Raw genomic sequence first — 21967 nt, 5'->3', positions numbered from 1 at the left:
TTCTCTTCTATTTGCCGTTGTAGCTGAATCTAAATGTACATTCTAGAATCAACTTTTGATTCACTAGCGAAAAGGGCTGAATTTCTAAAGCACTTTTAAAAGCTTTAATGGCTTCACCATACTCTCCTAGTGCTGCATAACACAAACCCATACCGTGAAGCGCTCCAAAATGTATTGGATTTATCTGCACAACCATCTGACAATCTGCCAGAGATTTTTGATAATCTCCAATACTGTAATAAAGAAAAGCACGGCGGTTCCAAGCTTCGGCAAAATCTGGCTGGTCTTTGATTAGTGCTGTCAGCGCTGTTTCGGCTTCAGTTATTTCACCCGCATCTAGTAACTTTTGACTGCGATCAATTATTTCCAGCCCATAAATTCCCTTTTGCTGAAACCAAATCCGCCAGATTTTTCTGGTTGCTTTTTCGCGGACTGTGGCATCCGGGTTTTTTAACTCTTCAAGTAAGGAATTGATAGATAAAGAATCCATGAATTTGAAATCAGTGAATATACCTTTGTATTAACTTTCTCACAAAATATATCTATTAAATGATTTTTAAAGTCATCTTTAAATTTGGGGTGATTTATTGCTAATTATGAATTTTCTGTAGGATTTATTGTATTCACTATATGACTAATACCACACTCGACATTTAGAATCATAAAAATAAAAACTAACTAGTGCCGCAAGGCGGATATAAATATACCATTTAAAATGGCGCAAGAAGCTCAAAATAGAATTATGCATGAATGCGTGACTTGCAGTACTAAAGGTAGTTGACAAATCCCTAATGACTAAAAGCTTATAAAAGCATCCCCAAAAAATAATCACCATGCCAAAGCAAATGACGTTTCCAGGTATAAGCTGTTCCACATTTAAATGTATTTCGTGCATAAGGCTGAAGATTAGATGGGGCATTCTGCACGATATTTAGTAAACTATATAACTGATAAGTCTTCAAGGCTTTTTAACCTGGCGGGGCATTGATCAAAGCAGACACAAGGGAATTGCATAAAAGTTATGTCGCTCATAGTTCAGAAATACGGTGGTACATCTGTCGGTTCAGTCGAACGTATTCAAGCTGTTGCACAGCGTGTTTATAAAACTGTTAAAGCTGGAAACTCGCTTGTCGTAGTAGTTTCGGCAATGGGCAAAACCACCGATGGACTCGTCAAACTCGCTAATGAAATTTCTCCAAATCCTAACCGCCGGGAAATGGATATGCTGCTTTCCACTGGGGAACAAGTCACCATCGCCTTACTTAGTATGGCTTTACAGGAACTCGGACAACCAGCAATTTCGATGACTGGCGCTCAGGTAGGAATTGTTACCGAAGCCGAACACAGCCGCGCTCGAATTTTACATATTGAAACTACTCGTCTAATTCGTCACATAAATGCAGGTAAAGTAGTTGTAGTAGCGGGCTTTCAAGGGACATCCAGCGCCGGAGAAATGGAAATTACAACTTTGGGGCGTGGTGGATCTGACACATCGGCGGTGGCGATCGCAGCCGCATTACGAGCGAATTTTTGTGAAATTTATACAGACGTTCCAGGGATTTTAACTACAGACCCCCGCTTAGTTGCCGAAGCCCAGTTGATGGATGACATCACCTGCAATGAAATGTTGGAACTAGCTAGCTTAGGGGCAAAAGTGCTGCATCCCCGCGCGGTGGAAATTGCTCGCAACTATGGTGTCCCCTTAGTAGTTAGGTCTAGCTGGACGGATGCCCACGGTACTTGGGTAACATCAGCCAAACCCCAAGGGCGATCGCTAATCAATCTAGAAATTGCTCTCCCCGTGGATGCTGTAGAATTTGACACCAACCAAGCAAAAGTGGCTTTGTTGCGCGTACCCGATAAACCAGGCATAGCAGCAAGGTTATTTGGGGAAATTTCTCGGCAAAAAATAGACGTAGATTTAATTATTCAGTCAGTTCATGAAGGTAACAGTAATGACATTGCTTTTACTGTCACCACACCAATATTAAAACGGGCAGAAGCAGTAGCAGCAGCGATCGCCCCAGCACTGAGGAGTCAATCTAACCCCAAATCTGACGAAGCCGAGGTAATGGTAGAACATAACATTGCCAAAGTCAGCATCGCAGGCGCAGGAATGATTGGCCGTCCTGGTGTAGCTGCGAAGATGTTCGCTACCCTAGCAGAAGCAGGCGTGAACATCCAGATGATTTCCACCAGCGAAGTCAAAGTAAGTTGCGTAGTCAATGCAGCCGAATGCGATCGCGCCGTCAACGCACTTTGCAGCGCCTTTGAGATAGAGCCAGGGGAGCAGGGAGCAGGGGGAGCAGGGGAAGCAGGGGAAAATAAATTAATTTTTTTATCCTCCCCACTTCCCACTCCCCACTCCCCACTTCCCACTTCTCCCGTTCGCGGTGTCGCCCTCGATTTGAATCAAGCGCGTCTTGCGATTCGCCAATTACCAGATCGGCCGGGGATGGCGGCGAAGTTATTTGGACTGTTAGCGCAGCATAATATCAGCGTTGATATGATTATCCAATCTCAGCGCTGTCGGGTGATTGATGGGGTTCCCAGACGAGATATTGCCTTTACAGTGTCGCGGGTGGATGGGGAAAATGCAAAAGAAATGCTTACCGAAGTAGCAGCAGAATTAGGATGGGGTGAAGTTGTTTTAGATAGTGCGATCGCTAAAGTAAGTATTGTAGGTGCAGGTATGGTGGGACAACCAGGTGTAGCCGCTAAAATGTTTGAAGCACTAGCCGAATACCAAATTAATATTCAAATGATTGCCACCTCAGAAATAAAAATTAGCTGTGTCGTGGCACAAGAGCAAGGTGTTAAAGCTTTGCAGGCTATTCATGCTGCTTTTGGACTGGCTGGTAGTGAGAAATTTGTTGTCCCAGCCTAGAACTAAATTTTTAATTTTAAATTGCTGATTTTGTATTAGTTTGCGAAGGCTGACGAGAGTTTGTGTAGTAGCGTACTCCTACGGAGAAGCAAGCTACGCGTCAGCGTGCCGGAGGCTCTATTCTATCCCACATTCCGCACTTCAAAATGTATTATCTATCTTTTCAATAAAAATTCCTAATAATGTTCAAATTATTAAGTATTAATATTGAATACCATTGGCGATTTATGTTGTTGATTTAACCATTTTTTTCCACCTATGGGAAATCTACGCATATTACACGATGAAGTGCGGAAAGTCGGTTCTATTCGCCCAAAACTTGTTTATTCACCCTCTAAGCTATAATAAAACAATTTATCAGACTATATTTATATTGATGAATAGTCATTTACTAAATGAACATTATCGAATAATTAAAGTTCTCAATGATGGTGATAAGGGAAAAACCTATCTAGTTGAAGATGTTAATTTTGCTGGCAGCCAATTTATAGTAAAACAGTTACGCCCTCCTAGTAACAATCCTCAAAATTTAACAATCTTACGCCATTTGTTTGCCAGTCTTGCAGCAACTTTAGAAAAACTAGGACAGAAACACGAGAAAATTCAAAAGTTAATTACTTATTTTGAAGAAAATCAAGAATTCTATATAGTCCAAGAATTCATCATCGGGAATCCTTTAACTGATGAAATTATCCAAGGACAACCTTTAAGGGAAGACCAAGTAATTAGTCTTTTATCAGATATATTAGAAATTTTAGTGATTGTACATAGCTATGGCGTGATTCATCGGGATATTAAACCAGCTAATATTATTCGCCGTGAATCAGACAAAAAATTAGTTTTGGTTAATTTTGGTATTAATGAAGCCATGACTAATACCATTGAAAATATCGAATATATGCCTATAGAACAAGTTAACGGCAATCTGAAATACAACAGCGATATATATGCTTTAGGTATGGTTGCGATCGCAGCACTTTTAGGTTTATCTGGAACCGAAATATCTAATTTGCGAACTCAGAAAAATCGGCTAACAGGTGAAATAGTTTGGCATAACAAAAATCTAAAAGTTAACAGAAAATTAACAATAATTATTAATAAAATGGTGCGTTTTGACTATCGTAAGCGCTACCAATATGCAACCGAAGTTTTAGACGATCTGAAAAAGATAACAAATCTTGATCGCGATCGGGAAAAACAGCATCAGAAAAAATTATTACTAGTTCTCACTGGCGTAGCTGGGTGTATCACACTTGGTGTTGGAGCGTGGCAATTGAGGTTGCCAAAATTTTTAACAAATGCTCAACAGACATTATATCAAGAGGGAGTCAATAAATATGATGCAGGAAACTATGAAGGAGCAATTGAAGATTTAAATCAGGCGATTGAATTAGATCCAAAAAATGCTTTGGCTTATAATAGGCGAGGCGATGCTTATTATCGATTAGGAGACTACGAGCAAGCACAAGCAGATTCTAGCCAAGCTATTTTACTTAATCCTCAAGATGCTAATGCCTATTTTGACCGAGGATTTGCTTTGTCTGAATTAGGTAAGTACAAAGAAGCGATCGCAGACTATACCCAAGCCATTAAGTTAAATTTTCAGGATGCTTATGCTTATTATGGCCGGGGGTTAGCCCGTACTCAACTGAAGGATAATAAAGGAGCAATTGAAGATTTTAGCAAAGCGATCGCTCTCAAACCTCAGTATACCGAAGCTTACTTGCAGCGAGGGATTATTCACCGTCGCCTGAGACAAAGACTTGAAGCAATCCAAGATTTTGATACAGTAATTAAGATTAATCCTAGTGATGCTAAAGGTTATTATCAAAGGGGTTTAACTCAATCTATTAATCAGCAAAAATATGCAGCAATTAAAGATTATACGGACGCACTTAACATCAATCCCAAATACATAGAAGCTTATCTTAATCGTGGTGATATTTACAGCGATATAGGAGATAAAGTCGAAGCTACTGAAGATTACAAGGCTATTTTACAGATTGATCCTAAATTTAGTGCAGCTTACATCCATAGAGGTATTCACCGCTTTTCTTTCGGAGATTATAAAGGTGCTATTGAAGATTACACCGAAGCGCTAAAATTAGATTCTAATGATGTAGTAGCTTACAATAATCGTGGTAATGCCTATCTCGAACTAGGAAATAAAAAAGCTGCAAATCAAGATTATTCACGAGCGATCGCAATTAATTCTAACAATGCCTTAGCCTACTATAATCGGGGCGTGATTCGCACCAAGCAGAAAAATAAACAAGGAGCGATCGCAGATTTCAAAAAAGCTGCAAAACTATTTCAACAGCAAAGGGAACAAGATAGTTATCAAGATGCACAGAGGGAAATTGCAATTCTGCAAAATAATTCAGCACCAGCGACAACTAACCGCCCTAAATCTGGTAAAAGAGAAAAAAATTGAGCTATGACTCAATACAGTAATACCATTTTAAGGAACGTGAATTAAATAAAATCAAAACTTTATACTGTATCTAGCTTCCTTCTCCAATATATCGGAGAGAGATTGAGGGTGAGGTAAGCTGTCGGACATAAATTGTATGTTATTTAATTCTTATTCCTAAGAGCATGTTTTAAAAGTCCTCTGTTCGGGAGCAAAACGTTTTAGATCCCCATAAATGTCCCTTAAAAAGGGGGGTTGGGGGGATATTCCGAGGTAAAATATCACTAACACCAAGCGGATTGCAATATGTCTATTCCCCGTCATAAACCATAAGCTTTGACATTTTATGTATCATTGTAGTCAAATAAATTATCGCTCAACATGAGTCAAAGTGTTTTCTCGCGACTCAATCAGGATGGCTATATGCTAACTCTCCTCACTTTTTATCCAGACAACCTGGAATTATTCACCAGTAATCATGTCGATAAGGTACTGAAACAAATTGATAGTTATCGCAATATTTGGTTGCGCTGTATTCACTTCCGCGATCGAACTGGAACAGCGATAATTCTTAAGCACTTTGGTCTTAATCCATCTCGTGTTAATATGATTTTCAACCATTCCCCTGTCGGAATTGATGAAGACCTAGAAGATTGTTTATTTGACAGCTATGAAATCCTAACTCCTCAAATAAAAAATCACGAATTTGAGGTTGTTCGTGGCAATATTGTGTTGGGAAATAATTTTATTATCACCTTTGAAATTACTGAATTAAAAGCTTTTACTATTATAGCTAATAATCTACAAAAACGAACTAAAGATATTGAAAACTTAGGAATTAGCTACGTTTTCTATCTCATTTTTAAAGAGGTTTTGAATAATTATCATACTGTATTTGACTATATTTCTAGAAAACTTGATGATTTAGAAGATGAAGTTTTAGAAAATTCGGGTGATGAATTAACATACCAAAAAATTGCCACAATGAGGCAATCGACTCGTTCAGGACGCCGTAATTTTCAAAGCATCAAGTTACTTATGGCTATTATGGATCAGGAAGATTTCCAATGGATAACCCAACCAGTGAAGGAACTATTCAATCAAGAATTAGTTCATCATGTTGATAAACTCTGGCAAGAATATCAAGCTTTGCGAGCCTGGATGTCAGAATTAATGGAAATTCAACGCGATAATATTGCTAGCAAAACTGGTGAACGAATTAATCGTTTAACTATCCTCTCAACCATATTTTTACCAATTACTTTTATGTCTGGTTTTTATGGCATGAACTTCAAATATATGCCGGAATTAGAGCAACCTTGGGCTTATCCTGGTGTGAGCTGCCTAATGGCATTAATTGTGATTGGTAGTATTGTCTATGCTAAAAAACAACGTTGGTTGTAGCCTTGATCAAGTTATAAACAAAAAGATCCTCGACTTCTTGAAGAAGTCGGCGATCTGAGCTTGACTTTTCATGGTATTAAGAGTAGGTAATTATCAATTCTGGAGCATCGGTTATTGTTCCTCATCCTAAGAGGGTATACTGCGATCGCTCGCCGAAGCACACAATTTGCGATTTATCCTCACTTTAGAAACGCTCTCATACAATGTTGGTCGTCTCCCAGAGTTAGATATCACTAAACGAGCCTTAATTCTCTACACTAGCGGTACAACAAATAAACTTAACTATCCATAAAGAGAACAATAAAGTCAATACATTCATACTTGTATTACGAAGAATTACAAATGAAACTTATCCTTGCATGGATAAAACACTATGTAATATTGTTGAGATCAGTGTAAATTGATTTGTACTTAACTGATAGGAGAAAATTATGTCTGAAAACAAGCCAGAACAACTTAATTCACAAGCAGTACCCTTCTTTGCGAGATTTTTAGAAGGGCAAAGCTTTGAAGACCTATCCGATCAAGAATCAGAAGTGATTGGCGGTAGAAGTTGTGGTGTAACTAGCAAGAAGAAACATGAACTTGTCCAAACTCGGAAGTACCCATCCGATCAAGAAGATGTAGTAATAGTAACGGCTCCCGGTCCCTTTGCTATTACTAACAAGTACCCTTCAGACGGCGATGATGATGCAACGCCTGGAATAATAACATCCTTATAAGAAAAATACTGTTAGCTTTGCCAACTCCATTTAGGGGTTGGCTTCCCATTAAACTAATTCGCAATGGGCTTCTCTGCGAGACGCTAAGGCAATGACGCTCTCGAAGAGAGACTAAAAGCTCCCCGGAGGGTTACGCGGACTCGCTCATAGCGTTGCTATGCCGAACGCAAGTGCCTCTCCAAAAGTTGGCTTTACGCTACGAACGCGAGTGCGTCTCGTAGAGAAGAGAGCAATTGCGTTTTGTGTAAGCGACGGGGAAAGCGTACCCCTACAGGGGATCTTGCTACGCACAGCGTCTCGTAGGGGACTTCCAACCAATACAGCACTTTGCAAGTAAATGAAGTACACATCTTAATATGATAAATCTTGTGGGGTGGGCATCCTGCCCGCCCTTGTGTACTTCATTGAAATGAAATGTGCTGTAAATTACCCAATCTTGTGGGATGGGTCACAGGAGAGCCTTTGTATATGGGCGGGCGAGACGCCCACCCTACAAGAATTTAATTTAATCTGATTATGCAATTTAGATGTTTTTTAGCTTACATCTAATCAGCAACGCCTATTTTTTTATAGTTGACAGTAACGACAATACAAGAAACCAATAAAGATATTTTATGAACGTTGACCGTGATGTGGTTTTATTAATTACCCACAGTGGTGATTACTTCACAATAGATAGAGTTGCAGAAGCTGTATCAAAACGAGGCGCACAGCCATTTCGCCTTGATACTGATAAGTTTCCGATGACAGTACAAATCGAGGCGAATTTCAGTAACTCTAGGAGCAATCATAAATTGGAATATGGCACTCGCTCCCTGAACACCGAGCAAGTGCAAGCAGTATGGATGCGACGGATCTGGCAACCTGATTTAGGTAAAGAATTGGCTCCACAATTCCAAGCAGCTTGCTCTAGTGAATCACTCGCAGTCTTAGATGGCTTTTGGGACAGTCTAAGGGGAGCTACCTGGGTGGATGATTTACAACGGATCAGTGCAGCTGAAAACAAGCTACGCCAACTGAAAATTGCATCGGAAGTTGGTCTTGTCATACCTCGGACTATCGTCACCAACAATCCTCAACAAACACGAGAGTTTTTTGGGGAAGTTAAAGGAAAAATGGTTGCCAAGCTACTCAGACCTCTTTCTTATGGGATGCAAGCCTCCTCTTTTTTCATGTATACCAGCGCCGTTAAAGAAGAAGACTTACTTGATGCTGAAACACTGCGCTATTGTCCAGTTGTATTTCAAGAACAAATCCCCAAACAGCTAGAACTACGCGCAGTGTATGTGAATGGTAATCTCTTTGTCGGCGCACTGGATGCGTCTGAGTATGCAGCATCCACCCAAGATTGGCGACGTGGAACAAAAGAGATTCTTACATGGCAACCATATCAATTACCTGATAAACTAATCCGTTGCCTGGATGCTTTTATGGCAAGGTTTGGACTGATTTTTGGAGCATTTGACTTCATCAAAACGCCATCAGGAGAATACGTTTTTTTAGAAATTAATCCTACAGGAGAGTGGGGGATGCTGGAGAGAGATTTGGAATACCCGATCGCAGATGCACTACTTTCAACAAGTCCTAATTATAATACCCTTACTTAAAAATTAAAACCCAACGGGCAGCCCCTATATTTATCTGTAGCGTACTTCATTATTCATCCTTTAAATGACTGTTTTAATCATTACTCACAGCCAAGACAACGAAAGTATTCCTCTTGTTATTCAAGCAATTGAAGCCGAAGGAGGGAAAGCATTTCGTTTTGACACAGACCGATTTCCCACAGAAATTACCTTAGATGTTTACTATGCTGGAAGTGAGCGAGTTACTCTAAGCGTCGAAGACCAGACATTAGATTTGAATGAAGTGTCCGCGGTTTGGTATCGCCGCATTGCAATTGGGTCAAGAATTCCCGAGTCGATGGATAAGCAACTCAGACAAGCTTCACTCAAAGAATCTCGCGTCACCATTGAGGGAATGATTGCCAGTATTAAGGGTTTCCATCTCGACCCTCTGCCAAATATTCGCCGAGCCGAAAATAAGCAACTGCAATTACGAATAGCACGAGAGATCGGTCTAGATACGCCACGCACTCTGACTACAAACAATTCAGTGGCAGTGAAGCAATTTGCCCAAGAGTGTAAGGAAGGAATGATTACAAAGATGCTCTCTTCTTTCGCCATTTATGATGAACAAGGACAAGAAAAAGTTGTGTTTACGAATCCAATTTCATCTGAGGATCTGGAGAACCTCGATGGATTACGTTTTTGCCCAATGACATTTCAAGAAAAAATTTTCAAGGCATTAGAATTGCGGACAATTATTATAGGCAAACATGTGCTGACGGCTGCCGTTGATTCTCAAGCTTTGGATAAGGCGCGTTATGATTGGCGCAAACAGGGAATTGCCTTACTCGACGCTTGGGAACCATACACTCTGCCTGAAGATGTGGAAGAGAAACTGCTCAAACTCATGGCAGAATTTGGTTTGAACTACGGAGCTATTGATATTATTTTGACTCCTGATGGTCGTCATGTATTTCTTGAGGTTAACCCAGTTGGCGAGTTTTTCTGGTTAGAACGCTCTCCTGGCTTACCGATTTCTCAGGCGATCGCACAGGTTCTAATTGAGGCAGGGGGCGATTCTTTACTAAAAATTTAGAAATAAGTCGAGTGAAGAGATTCCCAAAGTCCAATTGTAGATTCAGTTGATGTATGCAGTTACCAATTAATGAACTGTCCCTCTCAATGATTCAGCATCAACGGGTTTAATTAGGTAAGTCTGTAAAAGATGCCCAACAATGGAGGCTATCAAGGGTAATTTTTGGCATAATTTTACAACTAGTGAGCGTAGCTTGCCGCCGTAGGCATCGCTGTTATTAATCTCTGCTAGTTTCAAATTAAGGTCAGAACACTTTTCTAACCGCCGGAAAAACTCTGGGTGATTTGTATTCAAAATCAAAGGAAATGCCCGTGCAGCAGTGTTATTCGTCTCTTGAATGACTCTGGTATTATATTCGCGCGGATCTATGCCAATGGATTGATAAAACGTGGCGCGTTCAAATACTGTCAATGTGTGAGTAGCAAAAACAGTCAGCAAAAAGAAACGCACCCATAATCTAGCTCTCCAATTGTTCCATAATTGAGGTTGCGATCGCAGCAGTGCTTTAAAGAAATCTCCATGTCGATTTTCATCCTGACACCAACTTTCAAACTTGCGAAATAGTGGATAAATTTGGTGTTCTGGATGTTTTTCCATGTGGCGATACACCAAAATGTAGCGCCAGTAGCCAATTTTCTCAGATAGGTAGACTGCGTAAATAATCCACTCTGGCGGAAAGAAGGTATAAGTGCGATTTTTAGTTAAATAACTTAAGTCGAGACAAAGGTTAAAATCTGCCATTGACTTATTCAAAAATCCCGCATGGCGTGCTTCATCGCGCGCCATAAAATTAAAAGCATCCGCTAAAATAGTATTGCGGTTTTTCAGACGGCGTGATAACTCTTTAAACAGTAGAAACCCAGAAAACTCTGAAGTGCAAGAACGTTCCAAAAAGTCAATAAAGGCGACGCGCGTTTCTCCATCAATGTGATCCCAACACTGCTCAAATTCTTCATCACGGACAAAGTGATGACGGTTATAGTCAGTTCGTAACTCCTCTACAATTGCCAGTAACTCAGCTTCCTGGGACGAAATATCCAATTGCGCCGCAGCTTCAAAGTCAGTAGTATAAAACCGTGGTGTTAATAATGTTTCTTGAACAGGCGCTTTTACACCTGGTTTTAGCAACTCAGGTTCGGGCGTTTCCAGAGACTTAACCATAAGAATCCTTTGATTATTTCATCCTTTAAAAGTTATATAAGCATAAATAGCTCGTTGTAGACATCAGTTAAATTATTGAGAGGAAATTGTGAGAAATAAACTTATTACCCGTTGTTTCAGGAGAGTTTAAATGCCTATCTCACAATCTACTATTCAAGTGGGAAGTGCCTAGGGGGGAAAATTAGAAAAATATAAATAAATACTAATAAATTTAGAGTTATATATAAATTAATAGTTAAATAATCTTAGGATAAATACAGCAGAATTTAGATAGTGAACCAGCCTTATTGCTAGGTCATGCCTACACTCGCTACATGGGCGATCTTTCTAGGGGTCAAATGTTACAAAAAGTTGCTCAATCAGCCCTGAAGCTTTCTGGCTATGAAGGCACATCCTTTTATAATTTTGAGCAAATTGCTGACAAAAAAGCATTTAAAGATAAGTATCGTCAGGCATTAAATGAATTAGCCATTGATGATATAACAGCAGAAGGGATTGTTGCAGAAGTGTTGAATGCCTTTGGGTTCAATTTACGGGAGCATCCTGTCAGGTGTAAAAACCTTGATAGCCCTGATTCCCCTCATCTCCCTCATCCCCCTCTTCACTGGAGAGCAACTCAATGGTTTTTCTATTACCTGGTGTCAAGTTTGATCTGGATCTGATTCAAAAGTACGACACTCGCGCACCTAGATACACCAGTTACCCGCCCGCTACAGAGTTAAGCGAAACATTTACTGAAATTGATTTTCAGGCCGCGATCGCAGCCTCGAATCAACGCAAAACTCCTATGAGTCTATATTTCCACATCCCCTTTTGCCAAAGTGCTTGCTACTTCTGCGGCTGTAACACAGTAATTTCCAATAACAAGAATATTGCCAAACCTTACGTAGAATCTTTAGCTCAAGACATCAAAAATACCGCAGCTTTAATCGATCGAGATAGAAAAGTGCTGCAAATCCATTGGGGAGGCGGTACTCCTAATTACTTGGATCGTCACCAAATAGAATTTTTATGGAAAAACATCAATAGCCATTTCAACATCGATCCACAGGCAGAGATATCAATTGAGATTAATCCTCGTTATATCGATAAAAACTACATTTTCTTTTTAAGAGAAATTGGGTTTAACCGTATAAGTTTTGGCATTCAAGATTTTAATACCCAAGTTCAAGTAGCTGTAAATCGTGTCCAGCCAGAAGAAATGCTATTTGATGTTATGAGTTGGGTTAAAGAAGCTAAGTTTAAAAGTGTGAATGTAGACCTTATTTATGGTTTACCTTATCAAACCCGCGAGACATTTCGGGAGACGTTGAAAAAAACTGTTGAGTTAGATCCTGACCGAATTGTTGTCTTTAACTTTGCTTATGTACCGTGGATAAAACCGACGCAAAAAAATATTCCTCAAGAGGCGCTACCCCCAGCCGAGGAAAAGTTAGAGATTCTGAAAATGACCATTGAAGAATTAACGAATAACCAATATCTATTTATTGGGATGGATCATTTTGCTAAAACTAATGATGAACTAGCGATCGCTCAACGCAATGGCACTCTCAAACGCAATTTCCAGGGCTACACTACCCATGCTGAGACAGAACTCTTTGGTTTTGGTTCTACATCCATCAGTATGCTAGAAGATGCTTATGCTCAAAATCACAAAGAATTAAAGGATTATTATCAGGCAGTTGCAGCGAGTGCTTTACCTGTTAGCAAAGGTATTAAACTTACTCAAAATGACATCATCAGACGGGATGTAATTATGGGTATTATGTCTCACTTTCAGTTGCATAAGCAAGATATTGAAAAGAAATATAATATCAATTTTGATGAATATTTCTCTGAGGAACTAGAGGCGTTAAAACCACTAGAAGCCGATGGTCTAGTCAGTGGATCAAAAAATCACATCCAGATTACAGATATCGGTAGATTACTAGTCAGAAATATTGCCGTCATCTTTGATACTCATACAAGAATGCGAGATACAAAATTCTCCCGCGCAATTTGATACCATGTCCGCATAAGAGACTAGCGCCAAGCCAGAAAACCGCACTGGCTCCTCTTAATCGCCTCTCGAAGAGGGGGGAGGGATTATTCGGATTTAATATGATATAAATTATACGACTAAGTAAGTAGGCAAGATAAAACCAAACTATGTAACTAAAAGTAAAATCTCTGTATTTGGCTCGTAGTTGCGCTGTCTTGCGCTTTAGCGCAACTACGTGCCAGTGATAATTATTTGCGCCCACTTACTTAACGGTTACCTACTATCCCCTCAATCGGGAGCATCCCAAATGTGCAAAAACCTTGATAGCCCTAACCCCTTCTCCCTTCAGATGGGAAAGGGGGAACTAGAATTATGTCTCCCCTCTCCCATCTGATGGGAGAGGGGCTGGGGGTGAGGGAAAAGATTTAAGCCAAAATTGGGATGCTCCCCCTCAATCTAGCTTGAAAATAACGGTTGAGGGGATTTAGTAATTACAAAATAAATTACGAATTACAAATTATTTGAAAGCATCTCCAAAAAGTTAGATTATTTTTTTACATCTTAAGATAGATATAAAAAATATATTATTGATTATTTAATGAATTATTCTCTACTAGAGCAAATAACGTCTAGACTTGTGTATTCAATAACTCCTGATTTATCTGAGAAAACTTTTGTTTAGCCTTTTTATCCTTTAAATAAAAATTCCAATTTCCATCTGAACCTTGACGTAAAGTTTTTTGTCTAACTTTTGGATTTAGCATTTATCCCATCTGGTAGAAAGAATTGTGAATCAGAGTTGATAACTTAGATACAAGTGGGATTGTTGAGGGAGTTATGAGTATTCTTGCTTGGGTAGTTTTAGGTTTTTTGGCAGGTGCGATCGCTAAAGCTATTCATCCTGGTTATCAGGGTGATGGAATTATCTCCACAATGATTTTGGGTATCATTGGGGCTTTGGTTGGTGGAAGTCTGTTTACCTTACTGCGAACAGGAACTCTGCAAATTACAGCGGCTGGCGCTGGTTTAACTCTTCCAGGTATTTTAGTGGCTGTGGTTGGCGCAATCGTTGCTATTTACCTATGGGGATTAATCAGAAGAAGCAGCAATGCTTAATCGCTGATTGGTAGTAATCAACACTGACATGACTACTTTATTTTATTGGTTTTCTAGTGAAGCAGCTTGAGAAGCTATTAAATCTCAAATTAGCTATATTTTGAAAGATGCTAGAAGACAATAAAATAGTTTTTCAATTCTCTAACATCATAACTTTTGGAAGTGTAAATCTATGTTTTTTCACAAAAAAGAGCCTATTCATGCAGTTAACGTTACTGAACCAAACCCTCGTTTTGCTCAGTTACTTTTAGAGCAGTTTGGCGGAGCTACTGGAGAACTTAGTGCAGCACTTCAATATTGGGTTCAATCATTCCATGTCGAAAATGCTGGAATTAAAGACATGCTCCAAGACATTGCAATCGAGGAATTCAGCCATTTAGAAATGGTTGGTAAACTCATTGAAGCTCATACTAAGAATACGGATCAAACAGAGGCTTATAAGAGTACTCTATTTGCAGTCCGAGGGATTGGGCCTCATTTTCTAGATAGCCAGGGTAATGCTTGGACTGCAAATTATTTGAACGAAGGCGGAGATGTAGTACGTGATTTAAGAGCTAACGTTGCAGCAGAAGCTGGCGCTCGTCAGACTTACGAAGAACTGATTAAGTTAGCAACTGACAAAGGAACCCAAGAAACTTTAGTCCATCTGTTGACACGAGAAATTTCTCATACCCAGATGTTTATGAAAGCTCTAGATTCGCTGGGTAAGTTGACAGATCCGTTCTTTGGTAATATAAAGCCAGATGAAACTGTTGCTCTCTACTACAACCTATCTACAAACGGAGATGGTAAAGACGAGCGTGGCCCTTGGAATTCTGAACCAACATTCAAATACATTGCGAATCCACTAGAAAAGCACTCTTAATTCCATAGGTTGCAGTTAGGGATTCTTGAAAACTCTCAATCGTTAGGTAGACAAACAGCCCACTTTATTTAGCAATGGTTAAACTGTTTGTCTACATCAGGGATTTGTGAGCCAGAATTTAGCTTTATCTACAATATTCCCGATTTCTTAGAGAAGTCGGGAATTTAAGCGGATCAGTATTTACTGATATTAATTTGGATGCAACACGCGCTTTGGATACATATCTCTGCGGCATGAAGAATGGACTATGTTAGACTCAATTGAAAATGGCTATAAATATTAAGCCACACTGAAGAAGTCAGAGCGATCGCCTCTTCAATATTTATCCCGACGTATCTGAATTCAAAAATTAATTCAACTCAAAATCAAAACTAAGAATCAGGAGATTGATTTGTGATTGTCAATGCTACGCCAAATGGTTGGGAAGTCATTTATCACCGCGCTCATGCTTTGCTAGCAGCTCAACTGGGGGGACACTGGCGACGTAAAGATGCTCCAGCAAGGTTATATGAAACTATCGCTGCAATATCTCACCACGATGATCTAGAAAAAGAGTGGGAAGAAGATATTCTGACTGAAGCCGGTGCGCCATTGGACTTCACCCTCGCCACAAAGAAAGATGCAGAAATTGGTATTAGTAAATTAGCCGATTTGGTAAACAATGCTCGCTACCGGGGACGGTGGGTGGCTCTACTAATTTCCATGCACATCAGCCGTTTAAATGAGCCAAGCCGGGGTGAGTTTCCAGAACTAGACACAATTTTAGATGAGCAACTGCAAAATCAGCAACGTTGGCGTAAGGAACTAGGCATCGAAAAAGAAGAAGTTGATGCAGCCTATGCATTTATGCAATGGTGCGATCGGCTTTCTCTGATCTTATGTCAGCAAGAACTACCTGAGGATCAGCGGTTTTTAGAAATTAGCAAAGGCCCTGAAGGTCAGCGCTATGACATCATGCAGCGGAGCGATAACTTGGTTGTTGTCAAGCCTTGGCCTTTCCAAGACGAAAAATTTACAGTCAACGTCGAAGCCTGCGACCTCTCCCAAGTAAAATTTGAAAGCAGCGCCAAACTAGCTCAAGCACTACAAGAAGCTCCCATCAAGGTACTAGAGTGGACATTCGTTAAAAGTTAGATAGTTGTCGCCGCCATAGTCAGTAATTAAAGCCTCCATCTGGAGGCTTTTGGTATTGCAAAAGTTTCTCTGGCTCAATATCAATTCCAACCAGGAGCTATTCGCTATTAAGCTGAAAATCATCTAAATTGAATAATCAAATAAAATAAAACTCTTGTGGGGTGGGCAACATGAGCGCCCTAATTATACAAATTAAATGCAGAACAGCTTAGTATTCAATAAAAAAGAGCCAGATAAGGGACTGACAAATAAAAAAATGTTCCAAAACTGACGCAAAAACTCTCTCTATTTCTTCTCTCTGCGTTCTCTGTGTCTAATAAGGTTCGTTTATTGGAATAATTTATTTCTTGGAAGTCCCTAACTAACTCTCTGGCTCAAACCTGGAGACAAAAGAATCATCGAATAAAGCCTAATTTGGGTAATAAACCTAAATTCTTCCCAGGTTATGCAGCCCTAATACAACGCCCACTCCTAAGATATGACCAAAGGCGGTACTTGCTAAAAGGGCTGGTAAACCAAAATCACCTAAGAAATTGACTGAGGGTAGTTTTGGTTCTGCATTGGGATATTTGATGGTAGATTTAGCAAAGGCAATGGCAACCATATTAGCAATAATGATAATCACTGCAACTGTGGGACTCCATTGCAGAGGCGTGGTTGCAGCAGCGAGTAAGGTTGAAGTAAACACCCGATTTGCTCCTGAAATTTATAAATGATTGCAAATATAATCTGAGACTTTCCGAACTAAATTCCAGAAAGTACCCGATTTTGCATCAATATTTAACACTTCTTCTCACTACTTAATACAACGTGAGTTCAACGGGATTAATTTAGGACTTACACAAAATCGCCAAAAAGCTTAATTTATCTGAACTACTTTCTCTAAAAGAGGCTGTGCGTGCGGCTGCTTTTTCGCTTCGTCCAACTCAGATTAATCTTTTATAAGCTTTTCAGTAATTTCGCTTTTCAAAAATAGATTGTGATTATATACATAAAAAAACATAATGCTCAATCTATCAAAAGTATGAAATTTAAAAATAGAAACTTTCTATATCTAAAGAAATTAAATATTTATTATATTTAATCTAATAGTATACTTCTGGCAGAAGATGTAAAAAAATATTAGACATAGTAAATTAAAATCAATATTAATCAAAGTTCCTAAACAATTCGGGCAAGTGTGCTATACACGAGTTTGGAACAGCTTAAAACTTTGTTAAAATCAGCAACACACAAACTATGAATACCACCGAAAAACGTATCGCCTTAATTTCCGTCCACGGAGATCCGGCGATTGAAATAGGGAAAGAAGAAGCTGGGGGACAAAACGTTTATGTGCGTAACGTGGGTGAAGCACTAGGGCAGCTGGGATGGCAAGTTGATATGTTTACTCGCAAAGTGAGTCTAGAGCAAGACTCGATTGTTGAACACAGCGACAATTGTCGAACTATTCGTTTAAAAGCTGGTCCCCTTGAGTTTGTGCCGCGAGATGAGATTTTTGAATTTCTGCCAGAATTTGTCGATAATTTCCTTAAATTTCAAGTAAAAAATGACTTTACATACCAGTTAGTTCACAGTAACTATTGGCTCTCTAGTTGGGTGGGGATGCAGTTAAACAAAATCCAAGAGAGTAAACAGGTTCACACATACCACTCATTAGGAGCGGTCAAGTATAACACTATAGATAATATTCCTCTGATTGCTAGTGTGCGATTAGCAGTAGAAAAAGAGGTGTTGGAAAAAGCAGAGCGAATTGTAGCGACAAGTCCGCAAGAACAGCAACACATGCGATCGCTAGTTTCCACTAAAGGTAATATCGACATCATTCCCTGCGGTACAGATATTCAGCGTTTTGGCTCGATTGCACGAGAAGCAGCTAGAGTTGAATTGGGAATTGCCAAAGAAACCAAAGTTGTCTTATATGTAGGACGTTTTGACCCACGCAAAGGGATAGAAACCTTGGTGCGTGCAGTAAACGAGTCTTCGCTACGTGACTCCAAAAATCTCCAGCTAATCATTGGTGGTGGTAGTACTCCAGGTAACAGCGACGGCATTGAGCGCGATCGCATTGAGCAAATCGTCAACGAATTGGGAATGAGCGACTTGACAACTTTTGCTGGTCGTCTGAGTCAAGATATTTTGCCAACTTATTACGCAGGTGCCGATGTTTGCGTTGTTCCTAGTCACTACGAACCCTTTGGACTGGTAGCTATTGAAGCGATGGCAAGCGGTACACCAGTGGTAGCAAGTGATGTCGGCGGACTTCAGTTTACTGTAGTTAATGAAGAAACTGGTTTATTGGCAGCACCACAAGATGTAGATGCCTTTGCATCTGCCATTGACCGAATTCTCTTAAATCCAGAGTGGCGAGATGAATTAGGTAAAGCTGGAAGAGTGCGCGTCGAAACTAAGTTTAGCTGGGATGGCGTAGCACATCAACTGAGTGAACTTTACACCCAACTGTTGGAGCCACAAACAATAGCGTCAACAGCAAAAGAACTAGTAGAATCAACAGCCGAATTAGTAGCCTCAACAGCAAAAGAACTAATGGAGTCAACAGTCGAATTAGTGCAATCAACAGCCAAACAGCCAGTTTTGGTTGCTAAATAATTCTCTGGCGTAACAAATAATGGTGAATGGGTAACTCAGAAGCAAGCAATAATTTTATTTTTCTAGTCGTCACTCACCATTACTCAATCATTTATAGCGGTTTTCGTTTGCGTGAGGTACACCCCTAGGGGGATGTAATGTTGTACCCCATCTAAATCGGAACCGCTATATTCTAAATATTTCTCTATTCTAAATATTTCTCTAGGCTGAGTGATTTCCATTATTAGTTTAATTAGTGGAAATTACCTAGCTGATAACTTGCACCAGTCCCAGCAACCGCCTCAGAATGAATTCACCTCTCTTATAGCTAAAGTCTATCTATTGAAGACTCAATAAGCATTAGAGTCCACTTGAGTGGACTTGCGCTATTAGCCAGAGAATTTATTCTCTGGTGGGAAAGTGGCAGGTGCAAGATATAACTTAGCCTATTTATTTAGCTTGAGCTTACAAAACTCGACACTAGTAAAAAATGTATAAAAACCTAAACTATCATCTAAGTGTTGAGAGTCTATCTGAATATATAGATTTCTGCGTTTTTTTATTGGCAGCTATCATCAAACCAAGTAACGGCTATGATAGTTGAGGTCTGCTATGCTTTGACTAAACGAAAATAAAAGCATAGCGATCGCTACCATTTGAATGTTAACAACTAATCGCTTTGCAACCAGTTGACTTTACCACTCTCACAGCTGCTTGTAGCGAAATCCGCGCTAACTGGCTACCATCACGCTTAGAACAGGTTTACCAGCGCGATCGCTACACTATTGCTATGGCATTACGCACCCTGAAACAGCGAGATTGGCTACAGGTTTCTTGGCATCCTCAAGCAGCACATATTTGTATCGGCGATCCCCCGCCGCGATCGCCAGATACCTTTACCTTTAGCCAACAACTGATACACCAATTGAATGGTTTAGCACTGGTAGCTATTGAAGCGATCGCCCCTTGGGAGCGTGTTATTGATTTGCAATTTGCCCGTCGTCCTGGAGAAACCGCCCTTAATCATGTCTATGCAGAAATCATGGGCAAGTATAGCAACGTCATTCTCACCGACGCTAACAACATAATTATTACTGCTGCTCATCAAGTCAGTCAGCAACAATCTAGTGTCCGTCCCATCCAAACCGGACAACCTTATGAAACACCGCCAAAACTAACTGGAACTGTCCCCAGTTTGAGCGAATCTCAAGAACGTTGGCAAGAACGGGTAAGTTTAGTGCCAGGAGCAATCAAGCGGCAATTGCTGAAAAGTTATAGTGGGTTGAGTGCAGCCCTACTAGAGTTAATGCTGCTAGAAGCAAATATCGCACCAGAAACATCCACCGATAGCCTTAACCCCGACGATTGGCGAAGGTTGTTTGAGCGTTGGCAAGAATGGCTACAAGCCTTAGATTCTAAGACATTTCAACCCGCTTGGACAAAAGATGGCTACACCGTAATGGGTTGGGGTGCAGTTGAAAAGGTCAAAGATATCCAGGAGTTACTTAACCGTTACTACAGCAACCAAATTGACCAACAATTATTTTCTCAATTGCGCCATCAGTTGAGTCAGAAATTGAATAATATTTTGGCGAAATTACGGAATAAGGCTCAAACCTTTAAGACGCGCTTGCAGCAATCAGATCAAGCTGATGAGTATCGGCAAAAAGCTGATTTATTGATGGCTCACTTGCAAAACTGGGAACCGGGGATGAAAGAAATTATCCTTGCTGATTTTGATACAAATTTGCCAGTAGCGATCGCTCTGTTGCCAGATAAAAATGCTGTCCAAAATGCCCAAGGTCTTTACAAACAGCACCAAAAGCTCAAACGCGCTCGTGCTGCCGTCGAACCGCTACTATTAGAAGTGCAGACAGAAATTGAGTATTTAGAACAAGTAGAAGCTGCGATATCTTCGATGGGCTACGCCTACGCTCAGATAGACACCTACCAAACAGCAGAAGATTTGCGAGCTTTAGAAGAAATCCGCGAAGAGTTGATCGGACAAAAGTATTTAGAAGATCCAGAATATCGCAGCCGCAGTGCCAATGAACCCCCCAGCACCAACTTTTATCGTTACCTTACCCCCAACGGCTTTGAAGTATTAATCGGTCGTAACAATCGCCAAAATGACCAATTAACCTTTCGTGTCGCTGGGGATTATGATTTATGGTTCCACACTCAAGAAATTCCAGGGAGCCATTTGCTGCTACGTCTAGAACCCGGTGCTGTTGCTGAAGAAGCTGATTTGCAATTTGTCGCTAATCTTGCCGCTTACTACAGCCGCGCCCGTCAGAGTGAGCAAGTACCAGTAGTTTACACCCAGCCAAAACACGTCTACAAGCCCAAAGGAGCAAAACCGGGAATTGCTATTTATAAGCACGAAAGCATACTTTGGGGAAAACCACAAGTAGTTATTAGTCATTAGTCACTTGTACCTTTCAACTGCGATCGGGGTAAACTGAGCGAAGCGATGCCCTGAGCCGGTCGTTGGGAAATATTACCCCTCATCCCCCTCTATACCTTGCGATATGCTGAATTATTCTGATAGATAGAGGTTTTTAGACCTTGTTTATATCTTTTTTTGATGAATATTCCGGAAAAATCTGTGTTGACTGTTACAATATTTGTTAAGAAAAGTTGCCCGTTGCATTTTGGGAACGCGCAATTGGGTTTTAACTCTCTTGAGAAGACAACGCAAAAAAACATTTTCTAGACCGGCTGTGGGAGGCTGGTCTTTTTGTATTTAACGTGAGCTTCTAAGGAAGACACACGTTGTTAGGACTTACGCGCAGTTAACGAAAAATCGTAGACGCAAAGCGGCTTAAGGCAGGGTAAGCTAAACCACATCTAGTTTGCATATCTAAAATTTTTATAACTCTTGTGGGGTAGGCAACATGAGCGCCTTAATTATGCAAGTTTATTTGTGGAATAGCTTACAAGGAATACTGGGAAGTTTGAAAGCCCCTAAAGAACAGGTACGCAGTACCGCATTCTGTCATCGACGGTAGGGGATGAAAAACGCCTCAGG

At 40.2% G+C, this 21967-nt stretch carries 14 protein-coding genes and 2 pseudogenes; 13 read left to right on the top strand and 3 right to left on the bottom strand.

The features are described from left to right. Positions 1 to 7: 7 nt before the first annotated feature. A complete protein-coding gene (locus V7K32_RS12050; protein WP_334883713.1) occupies positions 8 to 490 on the bottom strand; it encodes a tetratricopeptide repeat protein in 483 nt (160 codons plus the stop codon). A 531-nt stretch (positions 491 to 1021) separates the two neighbouring features. Between V7K32_RS12050 and V7K32_RS12045 the strand changes: the two genes are divergently transcribed. The 6 genes from V7K32_RS12045 (at position 1022) to V7K32_RS12020 (ending at position 10090) form a co-directional block, all read left to right on the top strand. Next, a complete protein-coding gene (locus V7K32_RS12045; RefSeq protein ID WP_334993418.1) occupies positions 1022 to 2887 on the top strand; it encodes an aspartate kinase in 1866 nt (621 codons plus the stop codon). 376 nt (positions 2888 to 3263) lie between these two features. Next, positions 3264 to 5321, top strand: a complete 2058-nt coding sequence (locus V7K32_RS12040) for a tetratricopeptide repeat protein (RefSeq protein ID WP_334993416.1) — start codon at positions 3264 to 3266, stop codon at positions 5319 to 5321. Positions 5322 to 5723: 402 nt separating this feature from the next. Then, positions 5724 to 6704 carry a magnesium transporter CorA family protein gene (locus tag V7K32_RS12035; protein WP_334993583.1) on the top strand — a complete coding sequence of 327 codons (981 nt, stop codon included), beginning with the start codon at positions 5724 to 5726 and terminating at the stop codon, positions 6702 to 6704. A gap of 431 nt (positions 6705 to 7135) precedes the next feature. Continuing rightward, positions 7136 to 7426: a microviridin/marinostatin family tricyclic proteinase inhibitor gene (locus V7K32_RS12030; RefSeq protein ID WP_334993414.1), complete on the top strand. Its 291-nt coding sequence runs from the start codon at positions 7136 to 7138 to the stop codon at positions 7424 to 7426. Positions 7427 to 8040: 614 nt separating this feature from the next. Then, positions 8041 to 9033 carry an MvdC family ATP-grasp ribosomal peptide maturase gene (locus tag V7K32_RS12025; protein WP_334993412.1) on the top strand — a complete coding sequence of 331 codons (993 nt, stop codon included), beginning with the start codon at positions 8041 to 8043 and terminating at the stop codon, positions 9031 to 9033. 64 nt (positions 9034 to 9097) lie between these two features. Next, positions 9098 to 10090: an MvdD family ATP-grasp ribosomal peptide maturase gene (locus V7K32_RS12020; protein ID WP_334993410.1), complete on the top strand. Its 993-nt coding sequence runs from the start codon at positions 9098 to 9100 to the stop codon at positions 10088 to 10090. A gap of 66 nt (positions 10091 to 10156) precedes the next feature. Here V7K32_RS12020 and acsF read toward each other — a convergent pair whose 3' ends face one another. Next, positions 10157 to 11251, bottom strand: coding sequence for a magnesium-protoporphyrin IX monomethyl ester (oxidative) cyclase (gene acsF / locus V7K32_RS12015; RefSeq protein WP_334993408.1), 1095 nt, complete (start codon positions 11249 to 11251; stop codon positions 10157 to 10159). A 254-nt stretch (positions 11252 to 11505) separates the two neighbouring features. On the opposite strand from acsF, the pseudogene V7K32_RS12010 reads away from it, so the two are divergent. From V7K32_RS12010 to V7K32_RS11990, 5 genes and pseudogenes are all read left to right on the top strand, one after another. Further along, positions 11506 to 11787, top strand: a pseudogene (locus tag V7K32_RS12010) (biliverdin-producing heme oxygenase); the annotation flags it as partial. Positions 11788 to 11870: 83 nt separating this feature from the next. Then, positions 11871 to 13253 (top strand): oxygen-independent coproporphyrinogen III oxidase, encoded by a 1383-nt coding sequence (gene hemN, locus V7K32_RS12005; protein WP_334993406.1) that lies wholly within the window; start codon positions 11871 to 11873, stop codon positions 13251 to 13253. Between the two features lie 816 nt (positions 13254 to 14069). Then, positions 14070 to 14348 (top strand): GlsB/YeaQ/YmgE family stress response membrane protein, encoded by a 279-nt coding sequence (locus V7K32_RS12000; protein ID WP_334993404.1) that lies wholly within the window; start codon positions 14070 to 14072, stop codon positions 14346 to 14348. A gap of 172 nt (positions 14349 to 14520) precedes the next feature. Then, positions 14521 to 15213 (top strand): manganese catalase family protein, encoded by a 693-nt coding sequence (locus V7K32_RS11995; RefSeq protein WP_334993402.1) that lies wholly within the window; start codon positions 14521 to 14523, stop codon positions 15211 to 15213. 393 nt (positions 15214 to 15606) lie between these two features. Further along, positions 15607 to 16347, top strand: coding sequence for a DUF3891 family protein (locus V7K32_RS11990; RefSeq protein ID WP_334993400.1), 741 nt, complete (start codon positions 15607 to 15609; stop codon positions 16345 to 16347). Positions 16348 to 16774: 427 nt separating this feature from the next. Here the strand turns inward: V7K32_RS11990 and psaK are convergent, their stop codons facing one another. Next, positions 16775 to 17035: a photosystem I reaction center subunit PsaK gene (gene psaK, locus V7K32_RS11985; RefSeq protein WP_334993398.1), complete on the bottom strand. Its 261-nt coding sequence runs from the start codon at positions 17033 to 17035 to the stop codon at positions 16775 to 16777. A 551-nt stretch (positions 17036 to 17586) separates the two neighbouring features. Here psaK and V7K32_RS11980 point away from each other — a divergent pair. Further along, positions 17587 to 18819: pseudogene (locus tag V7K32_RS11980) on the top strand (glycosyltransferase family 4 protein); the annotation flags it as partial. A 796-nt stretch (positions 18820 to 19615) separates the two neighbouring features. Continuing rightward, complete coding sequence (locus V7K32_RS11975; RefSeq protein WP_334993394.1) at positions 19616 to 21364, top strand: Rqc2 family fibronectin-binding protein; 1749 nt, start codon at positions 19616 to 19618, stop codon at positions 21362 to 21364. The last annotated feature ends 603 nt before the right edge of the window (positions 21365 to 21967 follow it).

The organism is Nostoc sp. (genome assembly GCF_036917635.1).
Lineage (GTDB): Bacteria > Cyanobacteriota > Cyanobacteriia > Cyanobacteriales > Nostocaceae > Nostoc.
The sequence above is the reverse complement of the archived record's forward strand: the minus strand, read 5'-3'. Positions and strand labels throughout refer to the sequence as shown.